This window comes from Allobosea sp. RAF48, assembly GCF_052114025.1.
Classification (GTDB): Bacteria; Pseudomonadota; Alphaproteobacteria; order Rhizobiales; family Beijerinckiaceae; genus Allobosea.
The window spans coordinates 308,204-324,475 of record NZ_JBFRDZ010000006.1; the positions used below are offsets into that span (position 1 = coordinate 308,204).

The window sequence follows — 16,272 nt, forward strand, 5'->3', positions numbered from 1 at the left end:
CACCGCAGGAGACGACCATGACCAAGACGCTCATCCTCCTCTTCCACCGCGACCTCTCCCAGTCCAACGCCAATGCCGCACTGGCTGCGGCAGCCGGCAGGCTGCCCGGCGTCGAGATCGTCGACATGCAGGCGAGCTATCCGGGCGGGATCGAGATCTTCCGCGACGCCGAGCGCGAGGCCGACCGCCTGCTCACGGCCGACCGGATCGTGCTGCAGTTCCCGATCCAGTGGTATTCGACGCCGGCATTGTTGAAGGCCTGGCAGGACGCCGTGCTGACCCGGATGTTCTATCTTGCCTATGAGACGGAAGGGCGGTTGCTCGAAGGAACGCCCCTGATGCTGGCCGCGACCGCAGGCAACGTGCCTGAGGCCTACCGGCCGGGCGGCCGGAACATGTTCCCGATGATCGAGCTGCTCGCCCCGCTGCGCGCCACCGCAAATCGCTGCGGCCTGTTGTGGAGCGAGCCCTTTATCCTCTACCGGGCGGACAAGCTCCCGCAGCACGCGCTTGACGCCGCCGCCATGGACTACGCCATCGCTCTGGAGCGATGGATCGCGGAAACACCCGTGCCCCGCCCGAAAGCCGCCTGAGTCAGGGCCGCGCGACGACGAGGCGCAGCGAGCCTTCGAAATTCGGCTGGCTGCGCAGGAAGCCGTAGCAGGAATCCCAGGCGCCGGATTCGATGTCGCCCCGCAAATGGGCGATCGACGCCGCACTCTCGGCTTCGCTCACGAAGCTCCAGGCGGAGCAGGCCGAGCGTGCACCCGGCTCCAGGAAGAGTTCCGGCCGGCCGTAATACGCCTCGTTGAAGCCATCGCGGCAGGCGAGGGGAATCGGCACCGCGATGATCTCGACATCGCCGCCCAGCACCTTGCCGATATGCCCGAGCGAGGGATAGCGCCGTGCCTCCGTCGCTAGGACGTTGGGGGCGTAGTGGTTGAGCCAGAAGGCTTCCACCAGCTCCGGGTCGCAGGAGAGGATCACGACCGGGCCGCGCGTTACGCGGCGCATCTCGCGCAGGCCCGCATCGAGGTCCTGCCATTGATGCACGGTGAAGGTCGCCATGCTCGCGTCGAAGGATTGGTCGGGGAAGGGCAGTCTCTCGGCCGTCGCATCGATGGCCACGGCAATGCCGGCCGGCCGCTGCGCCCGCATCGAGGCGGAAGGCTCGACCGCCGTGACGTCGCGGTTGCGCGGCTCATAGGAGCCTGCGCCGGCCCCGACATTGAGGATGCGACCGGCCGGGCCGAGCGCGCTCTCGATCAGGGCGGCGATGGCAGGCTCCGGCTGGCGGTAGGCGGCATAGCCCTGGCCGATCCGGCCGTAATCGGCGTCTCCGGCGCTGCCATCGGCGCGGCGCAGGCCGGCCACGGGGTTCAGCTCATTCATCACGCAAGGTCTCCGAAGCGAGGGAACGCCAGAGCGGCAGGATATGGTCTCGAGTCAGCGGGGCGAGCGCGACAGCCGGCGGCTGGCCGGGCTCCAGCCACGCGATCTCCGCAATCTCGGCGGCCGGACGCGGCTTTGCGGGCAAAGCGAGCGTGAAGATCTCCGCCTCGACCGTGAATCCGGGTTCGTTGGCGGCCGGTGCAGGAAATGACCCTGATAGCGCGGCTCATCGCGGGGAATGGAAAAACCGAGCTCCTCCCGAAGCTCGCGGAGCAACGCGTCCAGCGGCTGCTCGCCGGGCTCGATCTTGCCGCCCGGCTGCATGAAGGCCGTGGTTGCGCGCTTCCTGACAAGAAGCAGGCGCTGGCGTTCGTCGGTCAGCAGAGCGGCCGCGATGCGCAGCCGCCGGATCGTCCCGCTCAAAGGTCGATTCCCTTTCAGATGGCGCGGGGGGAGGATTGCCATGACCCGCCTGCATTCGGAAAGGGCTTTGGCGCCGGCCTGTCGATGGTGGTAGGACAGCCCTCGGACTCAAAGACCTTCAGCGAGACGCAGAGCCATGTTCGAGGCACATCGCATCGACACGACCGACAAGGCCGCATTCTATCGCGAGCTCGCGGCCCAGCTCGAAGCCCTGCTCGCCGGGGAGAGCGACCCGATCGCCAACGCAGCCAACACCTCGGCGCTGCTCTACCAGATGATGCCGGAGTTGAATTGGGCCGGCTTCTATCTGATGCGAGACGGCGAGCTCGTGCTCGGCCCCTTCCAGGGCAAGCCGGCCTGCGTGCGCATACCCGTCGGGAAGGGCGTCTGCGGAACCGCAGTGGTGCGCCGCGCCTCGATGCTGGTCGAGGACGTCCATGCTTTTCCCGGCCATATCGCCTGCGACTCGGCCTCCCGTTCGGAGCTTGTCGTCCCGCTGATCGGCCGTGACGGCGTCATCGGCGTGATCGATCTCGACAGCCCCTCGGTCGCGCGTTTCGACGCCGCCGACCAGGCCGGGATCGAACGCATGGCAGTGATCTATCTCACCGCCTGCGGCGAGGGCGCCGATCTCGCCAAAGCCTCCTGAGCGGCTCCGGTGCCGTCGCTCAGCCTGCGCATCGAGCTCGATCCCGAGGGGCGGATCGGCCCCGGCAAGATCGAATTGCTCGAGCAGATCGCGGCGCAGGGCTCGATCTCGGCCGCGGGCAGGGCGATGGCTATGTCCTACCGGCGGGCCTGGGAGCTGGTCGAGGAGCTGAACACATTGTTCGGCAAGCCGGTGGTCGAGCGCCAGACCGGCGGTCGCAACGGCGGCGGAGCCCGCGTGACCGATCTCGGCCAGGCCTTGATCATGCGCTTCCGGGCTGTCGAGCAGGCCGCCACCGCAGCAGCGAGCGAACACCTCGCCGCGCTTCAGGCCGAGATCGATCGGCCGACGGATTCCTGAAGGGCGAGCCGGCGCACAGCCCTGCATCCATCGAATAACGGCTATGTGGGAATTTCCCGATCGCCTTTGGCGTCGGAAAGGAGACCGCGCACAAGCACAGCTCAAGGCTAGTTAGCCTTGACATGCGGACCCTATTCGAACAGGCGTATCGCATATGCAGAATAGGTGCTGCAAGTCTTTTTTGTAATTTTTCCAATGAGGAAGCAGCGGAGTCTCAGATATTCGGAATGATCTCTTGGGCGCGAGGCCTGTGGCCTTGTGCAAAGAGCGCAAACCGACAGACTCCGAGCCGGCGGCGGCTGGGTAAGCTTACCTCCAGCGAAGACTGGACTTGGTGATGATGCGCGCGTTTCGTCTGGCTCTCGTCGCGGCGGGTCTCTCGGCACTGTCCGGGCTGGCCGTCCAGGCTCAGGGCCAGCCGGCCCAGACTCCGGCCGCGGCCCCGCCTCCCGCCGCTCAAGTTCAGCCGGCCACCCCGACCAACCCGCTGCCTTCGGTTCCGTCACAGTTCGGCATGAACCCGCCGAGCACCGCGCATCCGCCGCTGACGGCGGAGGCTCCATCGGCTCCCGCCGCCGCGCCGGCCGCGACGGCGGTGCTGCCGCACGACCTGTCGCCCTGGGGCATGTTCATGGCGGCGGACATCGTCGTGAAGGCCGTGATGCTCGGCCTCGCCTTCGCCTCGCTGGTGACCTGGACGATCTGGTTCGCCAAGGCGATGGAGCTCGCCGCCGCGAAGGCCGCGGCCGGACGCGCGTTGCGCCGCATCGAGGCGGCGGACAGCCTGAACGCCGCAGCCGGCGCCGCCGCTTCCAAGAACGGCAAGCTGCGCGGCGCCGTCGGCGAGCTTCTCAACGCCGCGCTCTCCGAGACGCGCCGCTCGGCCGATCTCGGTGAGGACGGCATCAAGGAGCGCGTCGCCATCGCGCTTTCCCGGATCGAGGCCCGCGCCGGTCGCTCCATGGCGCGCGGAACGGGGCTGCTCGCGACCATAGGCTCAACGGCCCCCTTCGTCGGCCTGTTCGGCACGGTCTGGGGCATCATGAACTCGTTCATCGGCATCAGCCAGGCGAAGACGACCAACCTCGCGGTCGTGGCGCCGGGCATCGCCGAGGCGCTGCTGGCGACCGCGATCGGCCTCGTCGCGGCGATCCCCGCCGTCATCATCTACAATGTCTTCGCCCGCGCGATCACCGGCTATCGCGCCACCCTGTCGGACGCTTCAGGCGAAATTCTGCGCCATCTCTCGCGCGATCTCGAACGGCGCCAGCGCGCGCTCGCGCCAACCTCGCGCTCGGCCTCCTCGGCATCGGCCGCCGCGTCCGCCTCCGCACCGCTTGTGCCGGCGGAGTGAGCCATGGCCGTTTCCCTCAAGGACCCGCAGGACGGCGATCTCGGCGAAGTCAGCGAGATCAACGTCACGCCCTTCATCGACGTCATCCTGGTGCTGCTGATCATCTTCATGGTGGCCGCGCCGCTCTCCACGGTCGACGTCGCGGTCGATCTGCCGGTGTCGAACGCGCAGCCACAGCCGCGGCCGGATACACCTGTCTTCCTGACCGTGAAGAGCGACCTCTCGCTCGCCCTCGGCAACGACACCGTGCCGCGCGAAACCCTGCAGGCGACGCTCGACCAGCGCACGAACCGGGACCGCGAGCAGCGCGTCTTCCTGCGTGCCGACGGCACCGTCGCCTATCGCGAGCTGATGGATGTGATGAACCTGCTGCGTAACGCCGGTTACCTCAAGATCGCGCTCGTCGGCCTCGAGGACACCGGGCAAGGCGCTGCTGCGGGGACCAAGCCATGAGCCTGGAGCGCCGTTCGCTGTCGCGCTTCGCACCGGCGGCGCTGCGCTGGAGCGTGGCGGCGCTCGTAGTGGCGAGCGCCCATGGCGCGGCCGGCTGGGTCGTGGCCAACTGGCAGCGTGCCGAGGCCGCGATGGGCACGCCGCCCGCCGCCGTCATGATCGAGCTCGCCCCGCTCGCCGTCGCGCCCGAGGCGCCGCAGCGGGATGTCGCGCCGGGGCCGGAGATGGTCGAGGCGCAGCCCGAGCCCGAACCGCCAACACCCGAGCCGGTCGAGCAACCCAAGGAGCCCGAGCCCCCACCGCCGGAGCCTGAACCGGTCGCGATCCCAGAACCCGAGATCAAAATCCCCGAGCTGCCCTCGCTGCCTGACGCCGCCGCCGTGCTGACGCCGCCGCCAAAGGAGCAGCCGAAGCCGCCGGAGGTAAAGCCAAAGCCCAAGCCCAAGCCGAAGGTCGTCGAGCGCCGAAAGCCGCTGGACCCGGACAAGCCGAAGGCCGAGCAGACCACGGCGCCGGTCGCACAGGCGCAGGCCGCTGCGCAAGCAGCCGCTCCTGCCTCGGGCTCCCCGAGCGCTTCGCCGGCCGCCAATGCCAGCTGGCGCGGTTCTCTGATCGCCCATCTCAACCGCTTCAAGCGCTTCCCGAACGGCGCCAGCCCCGGAACCGTCCAGGTCGCCTTCAGCATCGACCGTGGCGGCCGGGTTCTCTCGGCCCGGCTGGTCCGCGGCTCGGGAGACGCCGCACTGGACGACGAGGCGGTCGCGATGATTCGACGGGCGAGCCCGGTGCCGGCACCGCCGGACGGGATTGGCGGCAGCTCGATCGCGCTCGCGGTGCCCGTCCGGTTTTCGCGCTGAGGCAGGTCTGGAACCGGAGGGCCGCATGCGCGTATCACGTGTGCAGCCCGTGCGCAGAGGAGACGCGGCATGAGTATCGGAAAGCTCGTCGCCGGCGCTCTCCTTGCGCTCGCGTGCAGCGGCTGCGTGACGGATGCCGAGCTGCGCGCGGCCGACGAGGCGCGTTGCCACTCTTTCGGTTTCCGGACATCGAGCGAAGGGTTCGCGAACTGCCTGCTGCAGCTCGACCTCAATCGCGCGGCGGATCGGCGCGCTAGTTTCGACCGATACGATGCACCGCCGGGCTGGTACTACGGCGGCCGCTGGTGGTGAGCGCAGGAGCTCTCAGGCAAGAAAAAAGGGCCGCGCCGGAAAGCGCAGCCCAAGTCTAGGGAGGAAACGCCCAAGGAGGGCGACGCAACATCTCTGCTGCGCTGAGCAATAAATAAGTGCGCTACCTCGCTGCCGCAAGAGAAAAAGGGCAGCAGCACTGACTTATTTTTCACCTGTCGTCATGTCTTTGAAATCAAAACATTTTACCGCGATTCAGCGATTGCCGCGCCGCGTTTCTGGGCAGCCCTGCTTCTGCTGCATTGCCGAGAAGCTGTTGACAATCAGTCAGCATGGAATTTCATATGCATTCATATGAATTCCGCTCCTGCCGCGTCTGGCGGCGGGTGGTATCGGCGCGGATCGCGGCCGAAGCGGAGCGAAGGACAGCCTGATGCAGATCGATCGTCGCAGTTTCATCGCCGGCGTCGCCGCCGTCGGAACGCCCGGCCTGGTACGCGCCCAGGGCGCAGGGCCGATCCGCATCGGGGAGATCAACAGCTATACCGCCCAACCGGCCTTCCTGAAACCCTATCGCCAGGCCTGGGAACTGGCGCAGGAGCAGATCAATGCGGCCGGCGGCGTGCTCGGCCGCAAGCTCGAGACGGTCTTCCGCGACGACGCCGGCAAGCCGGAAGACGCAGTGCGCCACGCTGCCGATCTCGCCACCGCCGAGAAGGTCGACATCATCGCCGGCGGCTTCCTCTCCAATGTCGGCCTCGCGCTCGCCGACTATGCCAACCAGAATAAGAGGCTCTATGTCGCCTCCGAGCCGCTGGCCGACGCGCTCGTCTGGTCGAAGGGCAATCGCTACACCTTCCGGCTGCGCCCCTCGACCTACATGCAGGCCGCGATGCTGGTCGAGGAAGCGGCCAAGCTCCCGGCCAAGAAATGGGCGATCGTCGCGCCGAACTACGAATACGGCCAGTCGGCAGTGAAATGGTTCAAGGAATTGCTCCTGAAGGCGCGCCCCGACGTGACCTTCGTCGCCGAGCAGTTCCCCGCGCTCGGCCGCATCGATGCCGGCGCCACCGTCCAGGCGCTGGAAGCCGCCAAGCCCGAGGCGATCTTCAACGTCACCTTCGCGGTCGACCTCGCCAATTTCGTCCGAGCCGGCAATACGCGCGGCCTGTTCGAGGGGCGCGAGGTCGTCTCGATGCTGACCGGCGAGCCGGAATATCTCGACACGCTCGGCGCCGAGACGCCGGAGGGCTGGATCATCACCGGCTATCCGCATGCCGACCTGCAGACGCCGGAGCACGTCAAGTTCCGCGACGCCTACAAGGCGAAGTACAACGACTATCCGCGGCTGGGCTCGGTCGTCGGCTACGAGACGGTGCAGGCCATCGCGGCCGCGCTGGCGAAGGCGGGCTCCACCGACAACGAGAAGCTGGTCGACGCCTTCGAGGGGCTGAAGTTCGGCTCGGCCTTCGGCCCGATCGAATTCCGCAAGATCGACCACCAGTCGACGCTCGGCGCCTATGTCGGCAAGAGCGCGCAAAGGAACGGCAAGGGCGTAATGGTCGACTGGAGCTATCGCGACGGCGCCAAATACCTGCCTGGTGATGACGAGGTCCGCAAGCTGCGCCCGGCCGTCTGAGTTCGGCGGGGCGCCGCGCGTCATGCTCGGGCTTGACCCGAGCATCTCTTGACGCCTGAGGCTCCTGAGCCTCTTTCGGCGGGAGATTCTCGGGTCTACGCTTCGCTTCGCCCGAGAATGACGGAGCGAAGCGCCGGCGCGATTCGGAACTCGCCCCCGTCAAGCCCTCCTCCATCTGAGATCGATCGCCCGCCCGAGACGACATGCTGAATCTCGTCCTTACCCAGACCCTGAACGGCCTGGCCTCGGCGTCGTCGCTGTTCCTGGTCGCGTGCGGGCTGTCGATCATCTTCGGCGTCACGCGCATCGTGAACTTCGCCCATGGCTCGCTCTACATGCTGGGCGGCTATCTGGCCTTCACGCTGGTGACGTATTTCGGCCCGGCCGATGCCTTCGGCTTCTGGGGCGGCGTGGTGTTGGCCATGCTGCTCACAGGCCTCGTCGGCGCGCTGATCGAGGTCACGATACTCAGACGCATCTATCAGGCGCCGGAGCTGTTCCAACTGCTCGCCACCTTCGGTGTCGTGCTGATGCTGCAGGACATCGCGCTGGCGATATGGGGGCCGGAGGACAAGCTCGGTCCGCGCGCGCCCGGCTTCAAAGGTTTCGTCTTCCTGTTCGACGGCCGCTTCCCGAGCTACGATCTGTTCCTGATCGCGGTCGGTCCGGTCGTGCTCGGACTGATCTGGCTCCTGTTCCACCGGACGCGCTGGGGCGTGCTGATCCGGGCCGCGACTGAAGACCGTGAGATGGTCAGCGCGCTCGGCGTCAACCAGCGCCTGCTCTTCACCTCGGTCTTCGCGTTCGGTGCAGCCCTTGCGGGGCTGGGCGGTGCGCTCCAGCTCCCGCGCGAGGCGATCAACCTGCACATGGACCTGTCCATGATCGCGGAGGCTTTCGTCGTGGTCGTGGTCGGCGGGCTGGGCAGCGTGACCGGCGCCTATCTCGCCGCCGTCCTGATCGGGGTGCTCCACGCCTTCGGCATCCTGATCCTGCCCAAGATCACGCTTGTCCTCGTCTTCCTGGTGATGGCGGCGGTTCTCATCGCCCGGCCCCACGGCCTGCTCGGCAGGGCCGCTGCCGAGCCGCGCGGCCATGCCGGCCAGCTCTTCCTGCTGCGCCCGGCCGACGGCGCGGCCAGGGCGTTTGGGGCCGTGGCGCTCGTCCTCCTGGTCCTCGCGCCGCTCCTTGTGCCGGATCATCTCGTCCTGACGCTGACCGATCTGGTGATCTTCGCGGTCTTCGCCGCCTCGCTGCATCTGCTGATGGGGCCCGGCGGCATCATCTCCTTCGGCCATGCCGCCTATTTCGGCCTCGGCGCCTATGGTGCGGCGCTGGCGGTGAAATGGTTGGGCGCATCGATGGAGCCGGCCTTGGTGCTGGCACCGCTGATGGCGGGCGTCGCCGGCGCGATCTTCGGCTGGTTCTGCGTGCGGCTCTCGGGCGTCTACCTGGCCATGCTGACCCTGGCCTTCGCCCAGATCGCCTGGGCCACGGCCTTCCAATGGGTGGATCTGACCGGCGGCGACAACGGCATCCTCGGTGTCTGGCCCTCGGCCTGGGCGGTTTCCAAGACAGCCTTCTATTATCTCGCGCTCGCCATCGCCGTGCTCGTGATCCTGGCGCTCCGCCTCATCATCTTCGCGCCCTTCGGCTATTCCCTGCGCGCCGGCCGCGACAGCCCCTTGCGGGCGGAGGCGATCGGCCTCGATGTCGGGCGCCTGCAATGGGCGGCCTTCGTCATCGCCGCGCTCGCGGCCGGTATCGCAGGGGGGCTTTTCGCCTTCTCGAAAGGCTCGGTCTTCCCGACCTATATGGCGATCCCGCGCTCGGTCGATGCCTTGCTCATGGTACTGCTCGGCGGCGTGCAGACGGTGGCCGGGCCGGTCGTCGGTGCCTTCGCCTATATGGGCTTGAACGAGCAGCTCGCGAAGCTGACGACCTATTGGCGCTTCGCGCTGGGTCTCTCGATCGTGCTCCTGGTCGTGCTGTTCCCGCGCGGCCTCGTCGGCACCTGGCTGTTCTGGCGTGCCCGGCGCGAGAGCGCCGCACCGGAGGCGGCTGCAAGATGAGCGCGCCCGTGCCTGCCGTGCTTGAGGCCCGCGACCTTGCCCGATCCTTCGGCGGCGTGAAGGCGGTCGATGGCGTGTCGTTCTCGGTCGAAGCGGGAAAGCTCGTGGCCCTGATCGGCCCCAACGGCGCCGGCAAGACGACCTGCTTCAACATGTTGAACGGGCAACTCAAGCCCGATCGCGGCGAGATCCTGCTGGAGGGCCGCCCGATTACCGGGCTCGCGCCGCGCAAGGTCTGGCGACTCGGAGTTGGCCGCACCTTCCAGATCACCGCGACCTTCGCCTCGATGACCGTGCGCGAGAACGTCCAGATGGCGCTGATCTCGCATGCCGGCGAGAGCTGGCGCCTTTTCGGCCGCGCCAACCGGCGCCACAGTGAGGCGGCGGACGGGCTGCTCGATCAGGTCGGCATGCGCGAGCAGGCCGAACGCGCCTGCGGCGTGCTGGCCTATGGCGACCTGAAGCGGGTCGAACTCGCCATCGCGCTCGCCAATGCGCCGAAGCTCTTGCTGATGGACGAGCCCACCGCCGGCATGGCGCCGCAGGAGCGGATTGCGCTGATGGCACTGACCGCCGGCATCGCCAGGGAGCGCGGCATCGCTGTGCTGTTCACCGAGCACGACATGGATGTCGTCTTCGCCCATGCCGACCGCGTGCTGGTGCTCGACCGCGGCCGGCTGATCGCGTCCGGGACCAGCGCCGAGGTCCGCAACGACCCGCAGGTCCGTGCCGTCTATCTCGGCTCCGGCGCGACGTCGGGAGGGCACTGATGGCGCCGCTGCTTGAGCTCTCCCGCGTCGAGGCCTGGTATGGCCGCGCCCAGATCCTGCACGGTGTCGGCTTTTCGGTCGGAAGTGGCGAGGTCGTGGCGCTGATGGGCCGCAACGGCGCCGGCAAGTCGACGACGATGAAGACGGTGATGGGGCTGGTGCCGCAGCCGCGCGGCACGATCCGCTTCGAAGGCAAGGAGATCGCCGGCCGCGAGCCCTTCGCCATCGCCCGCCTCGGCGTCGGTTATGTCCCGGAGGATCGTCGCGTCTTCTCGGAGCTGACGGTGATGGAGAACCTCGAAGTCGGGCGCCAGCCGGCGCGAGCGGGCGCTCCGCACTGGACACCCGAGCGGCTGTTCGCGCTCTTCCCCAATCTCGGGCGCATGCGCGACCGGCCGGGCGGCGCGATGTCGGGCGGCGAGCAGCAGATGCTCACCATTGCCCGCACGCTGATGGGCAATCCGCGCCTGCTGCTGCTCGACGAGCCCTCGGAAGGGCTCGCGCCGATCATTGTCGAGGCGATGGCCGAGACGATCCGCGTGTTGAAGGACAAAGGGTTGTCCGTGCTGCTCTCCGAGCAGAACCTGCATTTCGCCGGCAGCGTCGCCGACCGCGCCGTCATCATCGAGAAGGGGCTGATCCGCTTCGACGATACGATGGCGGCGCTCAAGTCCGACGAGGCGGCGCGGAGCCAGTATCTGGCGGTTTGAAGCCGGCGAGCAGGCGCCGCATCAGATCGAGCAAGGGCGCGACTTCCCGATCCTTGATCGGATCGAGGGCGGCGATTGTGATCGCCTTGGCGCGCTCGACATAACCCGGCAATTGCTCGCGCCCGCGTGGACCGAGCTGCACCAGCACGCGCCGCTTGTCGTCGGGATCGTGCAGGCGCTCGACCAGTCCGCGTTCTTCCAGGCGCGTCACCACGCCCCGGATGGTGGCCGGGTCCATCGCGGTCATGCGGCCGAGCTGGTTCTGGGAAATCCGCCCATCGGCGGCAAGCCGGCACAGGACCGCGAATTGCGGCGGCGTCGGCCCGTCCTCGCCCATCATCTGCTGGAACATCGCGACATAGCGCTGCTGCATCTGCCGCAGCAGGAAGCCGAACTGCTCGTCCAGCACATAGCCAGCCAGATCGACGGGTTCGGGAACAGTGGAATCAGCCTGACCGCTGGCCGAGCGGTGATGCCGGCCCAGTCCGCCGTCCGACTCTTCTGCGCGATCCATGGTTGCTCCGGGCGGACGATTCTGCCGGCTGGCAGCAGAGCCCCATTGTCCCGGATCATGTGTGTTCGTTCAATCGGCAAGGCAACGCAGCCACAGCCGTCATGCTCGGGCCTGACCCGAGCATCTCGTGAAGGAAGGGCGCCTCTACCGGCACGAGATTCCCGGGTCGCCGCTGCGCGGCGCCCGAGAATGACGGCGAGGTTCCGTCGCGCTCAGCCCAGCGACATGGTCAGCGGCGGCTTGACCTCGGGCGGCAGCGGCGAGGTGTAGCCCTCCTTGCCGAGGCGGGCCTTGTGGTCGGCCTTGGCGGCTTCCATCAGGGCCGGGTCGCTGAGCACGGCTGCGCCGGTCGCGGCCATCGCCTTGGCGACATGGACCATCGCCTTGTGCGCGGCGGGCGACTTGCCCTGCGCCACCACCTGCCAGGTGTGGAAGGGCGTGCCCATCGCGACGGTCGGCGCATGGGCCTGCACGGTCGGCACCGCCCAGCTGACGTCGCCGATATCGGTCGATCCGATCGCCGGATTGCGCTTGGCATCGCGCGGCACGAGGAAGTCGGCGAGCGGCGTGCCGGTATCCGGCATGCCGATCGTGCGCCAGATCGATGCGATCTCCTGCGGCGAGAGTGTCGCGCGGATCTTCTCGGCATAGGCCTTGTCGGCGTCGTCGAAATGCGGCGCGCCGAGATCTTCCATGACCTTGTGCATGGCTTCCTCAAGCGGCGTATTGGCGACGAGGTCGGAAACGGCGCTGACGATGCGCATCTCCATCTTGGTTTCCGTCATCAGTGCGGCGCCTTCGGCGATCTTCTTCACGCGCTGGACGAGCTCGAGCATGCCGCGCAGGTCTCGGGCGCGGATCGAATAGCGCACGCGGGCATGGGCCTGCACGACGTTCGGCGCGATGCCACCGGTGTCGAGCAGCGCGTAATGCACGCGCGCATCGGACGGCATGTGCTCGCGCATGTAGTTGACGCCGACATTCATCAGCTCGACGGCATCAAGCGCCGAGCGGCCGAGATGCGGCGCGGCGGCGGCATGCGAGGCACGGCCGGTGAAGACGAAATCGGCGCGGGTATTGGCGAGCGCCAGCGCTGGAGCGACCTCCCAGAAGCTCGACGGGTGCCAGCTGATGGCGACATCGGCATCGTCGAAGGCGCCCGCGCGGACCATGAAGGCCTTGGCGGCGCCGCCTTCCTCGGCCGGGCAACCATAGTAGCGCACGCGGCCGGGGATCTTGTTCTCGGCGAGCCACTCCTTCATCGCGACGGCGGCGAGCATCGCGGCCGAGCCGAGCAGGTTATGGCCGCAGCCATGGCCGTGGCCCCCGGTCTCGATTTCCTTGTGCTCGGAAGCCCCGGCTTCCTGCGAGAGGCCGGGCAGGGCGTCGTATTCGCCGAGGAACGCGATGACCGGGCCGCCTTCACCGGCCTCGCCGATCACGGCGGTCGGGATGTCGGCGACGTTCTCGGTGATGCGGAAGCCCTGGTGCTTCAGCTCGGCGACGTGCTCAGCCACCGAGCGCTTCTCGGTGTAGCAAACCTCCGGCATGCCCCAGACCCTGTCGCTCAGCGCGATCAGGCGCTCCTTGTTCGCATCGACATGCCGCCAGAGATCGTTTCGATTGTCCATTGTCGTTCCGCCTAGAGCCCGTTCCGAACGGGGCGCGGGCTCTCTGTCATTTGTTGAGAGACGGATTCACCGGGCAGGTCGCGTTGGCCTGACCGGATCCGGCTCATGTGGGCAGCGGCATATGAGCAATCTCGGCCTGCGGCGTCCAGACCGGAGGCGCATGGCGGAACAGCGTCTCAGGCCTTGGCTTGCACCGGCGAGGCGGCCGCGAAATCGGCCAGGATGGGACAGTCCGGCCGATGGTCGCCATGGCAATGCGTCGCCAGGTGCCGCAGCGTGTCGGCCATCGCCTTGAGCTCGGCCGCCTTTTCCTCGAGCTCGCGCACATGGGCCATGGCGAGGCGCTTCACATCGGCGCTGGCGCGGCTCTTGTCGCGCCAGAGCGTCAGCAGCTCGCGCGTCTCGTCCAGCGAGAAGCCGAGATCGCGGGAGCGGCGCACGAAGCGCAGCGTATGCACGTCCTCATCGGCATAGACCCGGTACTGCGCCGCCGTGCGGGCCGGCGGGGTGATCAGCCCGATGCTCTCGTAGTAGCGGATCATCTTGGCGCTGACGCCGGAGCGGGTTGCGGCTTCGCCGATATTCATCTCAGGCCTCCACCTGAAAGCGCTTCAACCTGAGCGCATTGCTGACGACGCTGACGCTCGACAGGGCCATGGCGAGCCCGGCGAAAACCGGCGAGAGCAGGATGCCGAAGGCCGGGTAGAGTACGCCGGCCGCGACCGGGATCAGCAGGGCATTGTAGCCGAAGGCCCAGGCCAGATTCTGGCGGATATTGGCGATCACGGCCTGCGACAGCGCGATGGCGCGCGGCACGCCCATGACGTCGCCCGACATCAACACGACATCGGCGCTCTCGATGGCGATGTCCGTACCGGTACCGATGGCGATGCCGACATCGGCCTGGGCGAGGGCAGGCGCGTCGTTGATGCCGTCGCCGACGAAGGCGACTTTGGCGCCGCCCTTCTGCAGTGCCTTCACCACCTCGGCCTTGTCGGTCGGCAGCACCTCGGCGCGGACCTCATCGATGCCGAGCTGGCGCGCCACGGCCTCGGCCGTGCGCCGGTCGTCGCCGGTCACCATCGCGACCTTGAGCCCAAGCTTGTGCAGCGCTGCGATGGCGGCGGGCGTGGTCTCCTTCACCGCGTCGGCAACGGCGATGACGGCGGCGATCCGGCCGTCGATCGCGGCATAGAGCGGGGTCTTGCCGCCTTCGGCCAGCGCCTTGGCGCGGGCCGCGAAGGGCGCGGTATCGAGCTTTGCCTCTTCCATCAGCCTGTGGCCGCCGATCGCGACCTTGCGACCTTCGACCGTCGCGGTAACCCCGCGGCCGGGATCGCTGGCGAAATCAGCCGGCTCGGCGAGCGCAAGACCGCGTGCCTTGGCCGCCGCGACGAGCGCCAGCGCCAGTGGATGCTCCGAGCGGTTCTCGGCCGAGCCGACGAGACGCAGCACTTCGTCGGCCGCGAACCCCGAAGCCGGCTCGATATCGGTGAGTTCCGGCTTGCCCTTGGTCAGCGTTCCCGTCTTGTCGAGGGCGACGATCTGGACGTCCTTCAGCGCCTGCAAGGCGTCGCCCTGCCGGAACAGGATGCCGAGCTCGGCGCCCCGGCCGGTGCCGACCATGATCGAGGTCGGGGTGGCCAGACCCATGGCGCAGGGGCAGGCGATGATCAGCAGCGCGACGGCATTGACCAGCGCATGCGACAGGGCCGGGCTCGGCCCGAAGCTCAGCCAGACCAGGAAGGTCGCCAGCGCCAGAGCGATCACGACCGGGACGAACCAGAGGGTGACGCGGTCGACCAGCGCCTGGATCGGCAGCTTGGCGCCCTGAGCGGCCTGCACGGTGCGTACTATCTGGGCCAGCAGCGTGTCGGAACCGACCTTCTGCGCCGTGAAGCGCAGCGCGCCCGAGCCGTTGACGGTGCCGCCGGTGACGGTGCTGCCGGCTTCCTTGCGCACGGGCGCAGGTTCGCCGGTAATCATCGATTCATCGACGAAGGAGGTGCCGTCCGTGACCTCGCCATCGACCGGGACGCGCTCGCCCGGCCTGAGGATGACGACGTCGCCGGGGCGGACGCTCTCGACCGGGATATCGCTCTCGGCGCCGTCGCGCAGCACGCGGGCCGTCTTGGGCTGGAGCGCGATCAGGCTGCGGATGGCTGCGCCGGTGCGGCCCTTGGCGCGGGCCTCGAACCAGCGGCCGAGCAGGATCAGCGTCACGATCACCGCACCGGATTCGAAATAGGTGCCCTCCGTGCCCGCTGGCAGCAGGTTCGGCAGGAAGGTCGCGACCGTCGAATAGAGATAGGCCGCGCCGGTACCGAGCATGACGAGCGAGTTCATGTCGGGCGCAGCCCGCAGCAGCGCCGGAAAGCCCTTGCGCAGGAAGACTAGTCCTGGCCCGAACTGCACGATGGTCGCCAGCACGAAGGAGAAGACGCGGACGTTCCACTCACCGAATGTGCCCGCGAGCCAATGGTGCAGGGCAGGGACCATATGGCCGCCCATCTCGACGACGAGCAACGGGAGGGTCAGCAGGCCGGCCAGGATGACCGAGCGCAGCAGCTTGCCCTGCTCCTCGTCCTTGGCGGCCTGCCGGCGCGTGGCGGCATCGGCATCGGCCGCCGCGACCGGGCTCGCCTCGTAGCCCGCGCCGGCCACGGCCTTCACCAGGGCAGGGACGACGTCGTCGCCGGCGAGCGTCTTCACGCTGGCACGCTCGGTCGCGAGGTTCACGGTCGCCTCGACGACGCCGGGCACGGCGCGCAGGGCCTTCTCGACATGCCCGACGCAGGAGGCGCAGGTCATGCCGGAAACAGACAATTCGATCGTGTTCTCGACCGGCGTGTAGCCGGTCTGCCGGACAGCCGCCTCGATCTGCTTGAGGTCAGTGGCACCCTTGGCGAAGGTGATATGGGCCCGGTCGGTCGCGAGATTGACCGCGACCGCATCGACGCCCGGCACAGCCGCGATGGCGCGCTCGACATGCGCGACGCAACTGGCGCAGGTCATGCCCTCGACGCCCAGATCGAGCGTCTCGAGGTCGTTCCTGTTCCTGTCGATGACCGTCATCGGCGTCTCCTTCATGGTGATGACAAGCCATATGGGGCTTCCCATTATGGGAAGGTCAAGGGGTGATATGATGCCGTTTGAAAGTTCTGAGCGCTGGCTTGGC

General features: G+C 68.0%; 17 protein-coding genes. 11 read left to right on the top strand and 6 right to left on the bottom strand.

Going from position 1 to position 16,272, the window contains the following annotated elements; genetic code table 11:
• Positions 1–17: 17 nt before the first annotated feature.
• Positions 18–593, top strand: a complete 576-nt coding sequence (locus AB4Z10_RS14085; protein ID WP_441471006.1) for an NAD(P)H-dependent oxidoreductase — start codon at positions 18–20, stop codon at positions 591–593.
• A 1-nt stretch (position 594) separates the two neighbouring features.
• Here AB4Z10_RS14085 and AB4Z10_RS14090 read toward each other — a convergent pair whose 3' ends face one another.
• Entirely contained in the window at positions 595–1,392 is a 798-nt protein-coding gene (locus AB4Z10_RS14090; RefSeq protein ID WP_441471007.1) for a class I SAM-dependent methyltransferase, read from the bottom strand.
• A gap of 54 nt (positions 1,393–1,446) precedes the next feature.
• Positions 1,447–1,857: an NUDIX hydrolase gene (locus AB4Z10_RS14095; protein ID WP_441471008.1), complete on the bottom strand. Its 411-nt coding sequence runs from the start codon at positions 1,855–1,857 to the stop codon at positions 1,447–1,449.
• A gap of 94 nt (positions 1,858–1,951) precedes the next feature.
• Between AB4Z10_RS14095 and AB4Z10_RS14100 the strand changes: the two genes are divergently transcribed.
• The 10 genes from AB4Z10_RS14100 (at position 1,952) to AB4Z10_RS14145 (ending at position 10,949) form a co-directional block, all read left to right on the top strand.
• A complete protein-coding gene (locus tag AB4Z10_RS14100; RefSeq protein ID WP_441471009.1) occupies positions 1,952–2,464 on the top strand; it encodes a GAF domain-containing protein in 513 nt (170 codons plus the stop codon).
• Between the two features lie 9 nt (positions 2,465–2,473).
• On the top strand, positions 2,474–2,824 hold the full coding sequence (locus AB4Z10_RS14105) for a winged helix-turn-helix domain-containing protein (protein ID WP_441471010.1): 351 nt from the start codon (positions 2,474–2,476) through the stop codon (positions 2,822–2,824).
• A 337-nt stretch (positions 2,825–3,161) separates the two neighbouring features.
• Complete coding sequence (gene exbB / locus AB4Z10_RS14110; RefSeq protein ID WP_441471011.1) at positions 3,162–4,178, top strand: tonB-system energizer ExbB; 1,017 nt, start codon at positions 3,162–3,164, stop codon at positions 4,176–4,178.
• 3 nt (positions 4,179–4,181) lie between these two features.
• Positions 4,182–4,631: a TonB system transport protein ExbD gene (gene exbD, locus AB4Z10_RS14115; RefSeq protein WP_441471012.1), complete on the top strand. Its 450-nt coding sequence runs from the start codon at positions 4,182–4,184 to the stop codon at positions 4,629–4,631.
• Positions 4,628–5,488, top strand: a complete 861-nt coding sequence (locus AB4Z10_RS14120) for an energy transducer TonB family protein (protein ID WP_441471013.1) — start codon at positions 4,628–4,630, stop codon at positions 5,486–5,488. Before exbD ends, AB4Z10_RS14120 begins: the two co-directional genes overlap by 4 nt.
• A gap of 69 nt (positions 5,489–5,557) precedes the next feature.
• Complete coding sequence (locus tag AB4Z10_RS14125) at positions 5,558–5,800, top strand: hypothetical protein (RefSeq protein ID WP_441471014.1); 243 nt, start codon at positions 5,558–5,560, stop codon at positions 5,798–5,800.
• Between the two features lie 391 nt (positions 5,801–6,191).
• Positions 6,192–7,397 carry an ABC transporter substrate-binding protein gene (locus tag AB4Z10_RS14130; RefSeq protein ID WP_441471015.1) on the top strand — a complete coding sequence of 402 codons (1,206 nt, stop codon included), beginning with the start codon at positions 6,192–6,194 and terminating at the stop codon, positions 7,395–7,397.
• 206 nt (positions 7,398–7,603) lie between these two features.
• Positions 7,604–9,469 (top strand): ABC transporter permease, encoded by a 1,866-nt coding sequence (locus tag AB4Z10_RS14135; RefSeq protein ID WP_441471090.1) that lies wholly within the window; start codon positions 7,604–7,606, stop codon positions 9,467–9,469.
• Complete coding sequence (locus AB4Z10_RS14140; RefSeq protein ID WP_441471016.1) at positions 9,466–10,239, top strand: ABC transporter ATP-binding protein; 774 nt, start codon at positions 9,466–9,468, stop codon at positions 10,237–10,239. Before AB4Z10_RS14135 ends, AB4Z10_RS14140 begins: the two co-directional genes overlap by 4 nt.
• Positions 10,239–10,949: an ABC transporter ATP-binding protein gene (locus AB4Z10_RS14145; RefSeq protein WP_441471017.1), complete on the top strand. Its 711-nt coding sequence runs from the start codon at positions 10,239–10,241 to the stop codon at positions 10,947–10,949. Before AB4Z10_RS14140 ends, AB4Z10_RS14145 begins: the two co-directional genes overlap by 1 nt.
• On the opposite strand, the gene AB4Z10_RS14150 is transcribed toward AB4Z10_RS14145, so the two are convergent.
• From AB4Z10_RS14150 to AB4Z10_RS14165, 4 genes are all read right to left on the bottom strand, one after another.
• On the bottom strand, positions 10,906–11,463 hold the full coding sequence (locus tag AB4Z10_RS14150; protein WP_441471018.1) for a MarR family winged helix-turn-helix transcriptional regulator: 558 nt from the start codon (positions 11,461–11,463) through the stop codon (positions 10,906–10,908). The two genes, AB4Z10_RS14145 and AB4Z10_RS14150, sit on opposite strands and share 44 nt — an antisense overlap.
• Before the next feature lie 212 nt (positions 11,464–11,675).
• Positions 11,676–13,094 carry a M20 family metallopeptidase gene (locus AB4Z10_RS14155; protein ID WP_441471019.1) on the bottom strand — a complete coding sequence of 473 codons (1,419 nt, stop codon included), beginning with the start codon at positions 13,092–13,094 and terminating at the stop codon, positions 11,676–11,678.
• A 176-nt stretch (positions 13,095–13,270) separates the two neighbouring features.
• On the bottom strand, positions 13,271–13,681 hold the full coding sequence (gene cueR, locus AB4Z10_RS14160) for a Cu(I)-responsive transcriptional regulator (protein WP_441471020.1): 411 nt from the start codon (positions 13,679–13,681) through the stop codon (positions 13,271–13,273).
• Position 13,682: 1 nt separating this feature from the next.
• On the bottom strand, positions 13,683–16,169 hold the full coding sequence (locus AB4Z10_RS14165; protein WP_441471021.1) for a heavy metal translocating P-type ATPase: 2,487 nt from the start codon (positions 16,167–16,169) through the stop codon (positions 13,683–13,685).
• Positions 16,170–16,272: the final 103 nt, after the last annotated feature.

Coding starts and splice junctions, on each gene's coding strand:
- AB4Z10_RS14085 (WP_441471006.1), top strand. CDS start 18: ATGACCAAGACGCTCATCCTCCTCTTCCACCGCGACCTCTCCCAGTCC.
- AB4Z10_RS14090 (WP_441471007.1), bottom strand. CDS start 1,392: ATGAATGAGCTGAACCCCGTGGCCGGCCTGCGCCGCGCCGATGGCAGC.
- AB4Z10_RS14095 (WP_441471008.1), bottom strand. CDS start 1,857: ATGGCAATCCTCCCCCCGCGCCATCTGAAAGGGAATCGACCTTTGAGC.
- AB4Z10_RS14100 (WP_441471009.1), top strand. CDS start 1,952: ATGTTCGAGGCACATCGCATCGACACGACCGACAAGGCCGCATTCTAT.
- exbB (WP_441471011.1), top strand. CDS start 3,162: ATGATGCGCGCGTTTCGTCTGGCTCTCGTCGCGGCGGGTCTCTCGGCA.
- exbD (WP_441471012.1), top strand. CDS start 4,182: ATGGCCGTTTCCCTCAAGGACCCGCAGGACGGCGATCTCGGCGAAGTC.
- AB4Z10_RS14120 (WP_441471013.1), top strand. CDS start 4,628: ATGAGCCTGGAGCGCCGTTCGCTGTCGCGCTTCGCACCGGCGGCGCTG.
- AB4Z10_RS14125 (WP_441471014.1), top strand. CDS start 5,558: ATGAGTATCGGAAAGCTCGTCGCCGGCGCTCTCCTTGCGCTCGCGTGC.
- AB4Z10_RS14130 (WP_441471015.1), top strand. CDS start 6,192: ATGCAGATCGATCGTCGCAGTTTCATCGCCGGCGTCGCCGCCGTCGGA.
- AB4Z10_RS14140 (WP_441471016.1), top strand. CDS start 9,466: ATGAGCGCGCCCGTGCCTGCCGTGCTTGAGGCCCGCGACCTTGCCCGA.
- AB4Z10_RS14145 (WP_441471017.1), top strand. CDS start 10,239: ATGGCGCCGCTGCTTGAGCTCTCCCGCGTCGAGGCCTGGTATGGCCGC.
- AB4Z10_RS14150 (WP_441471018.1), bottom strand. CDS start 11,463: ATGGATCGCGCAGAAGAGTCGGACGGCGGACTGGGCCGGCATCACCGC.
- AB4Z10_RS14155 (WP_441471019.1), bottom strand. CDS start 13,094: ATGGACAATCGAAACGATCTCTGGCGGCATGTCGATGCGAACAAGGAG.
- cueR (WP_441471020.1), bottom strand. CDS start 13,681: ATGAATATCGGCGAAGCCGCAACCCGCTCCGGCGTCAGCGCCAAGATG.
- AB4Z10_RS14165 (WP_441471021.1), bottom strand. CDS start 16,169: ATGACGGTCATCGACAGGAACAGGAACGACCTCGAGACGCTCGATCTG.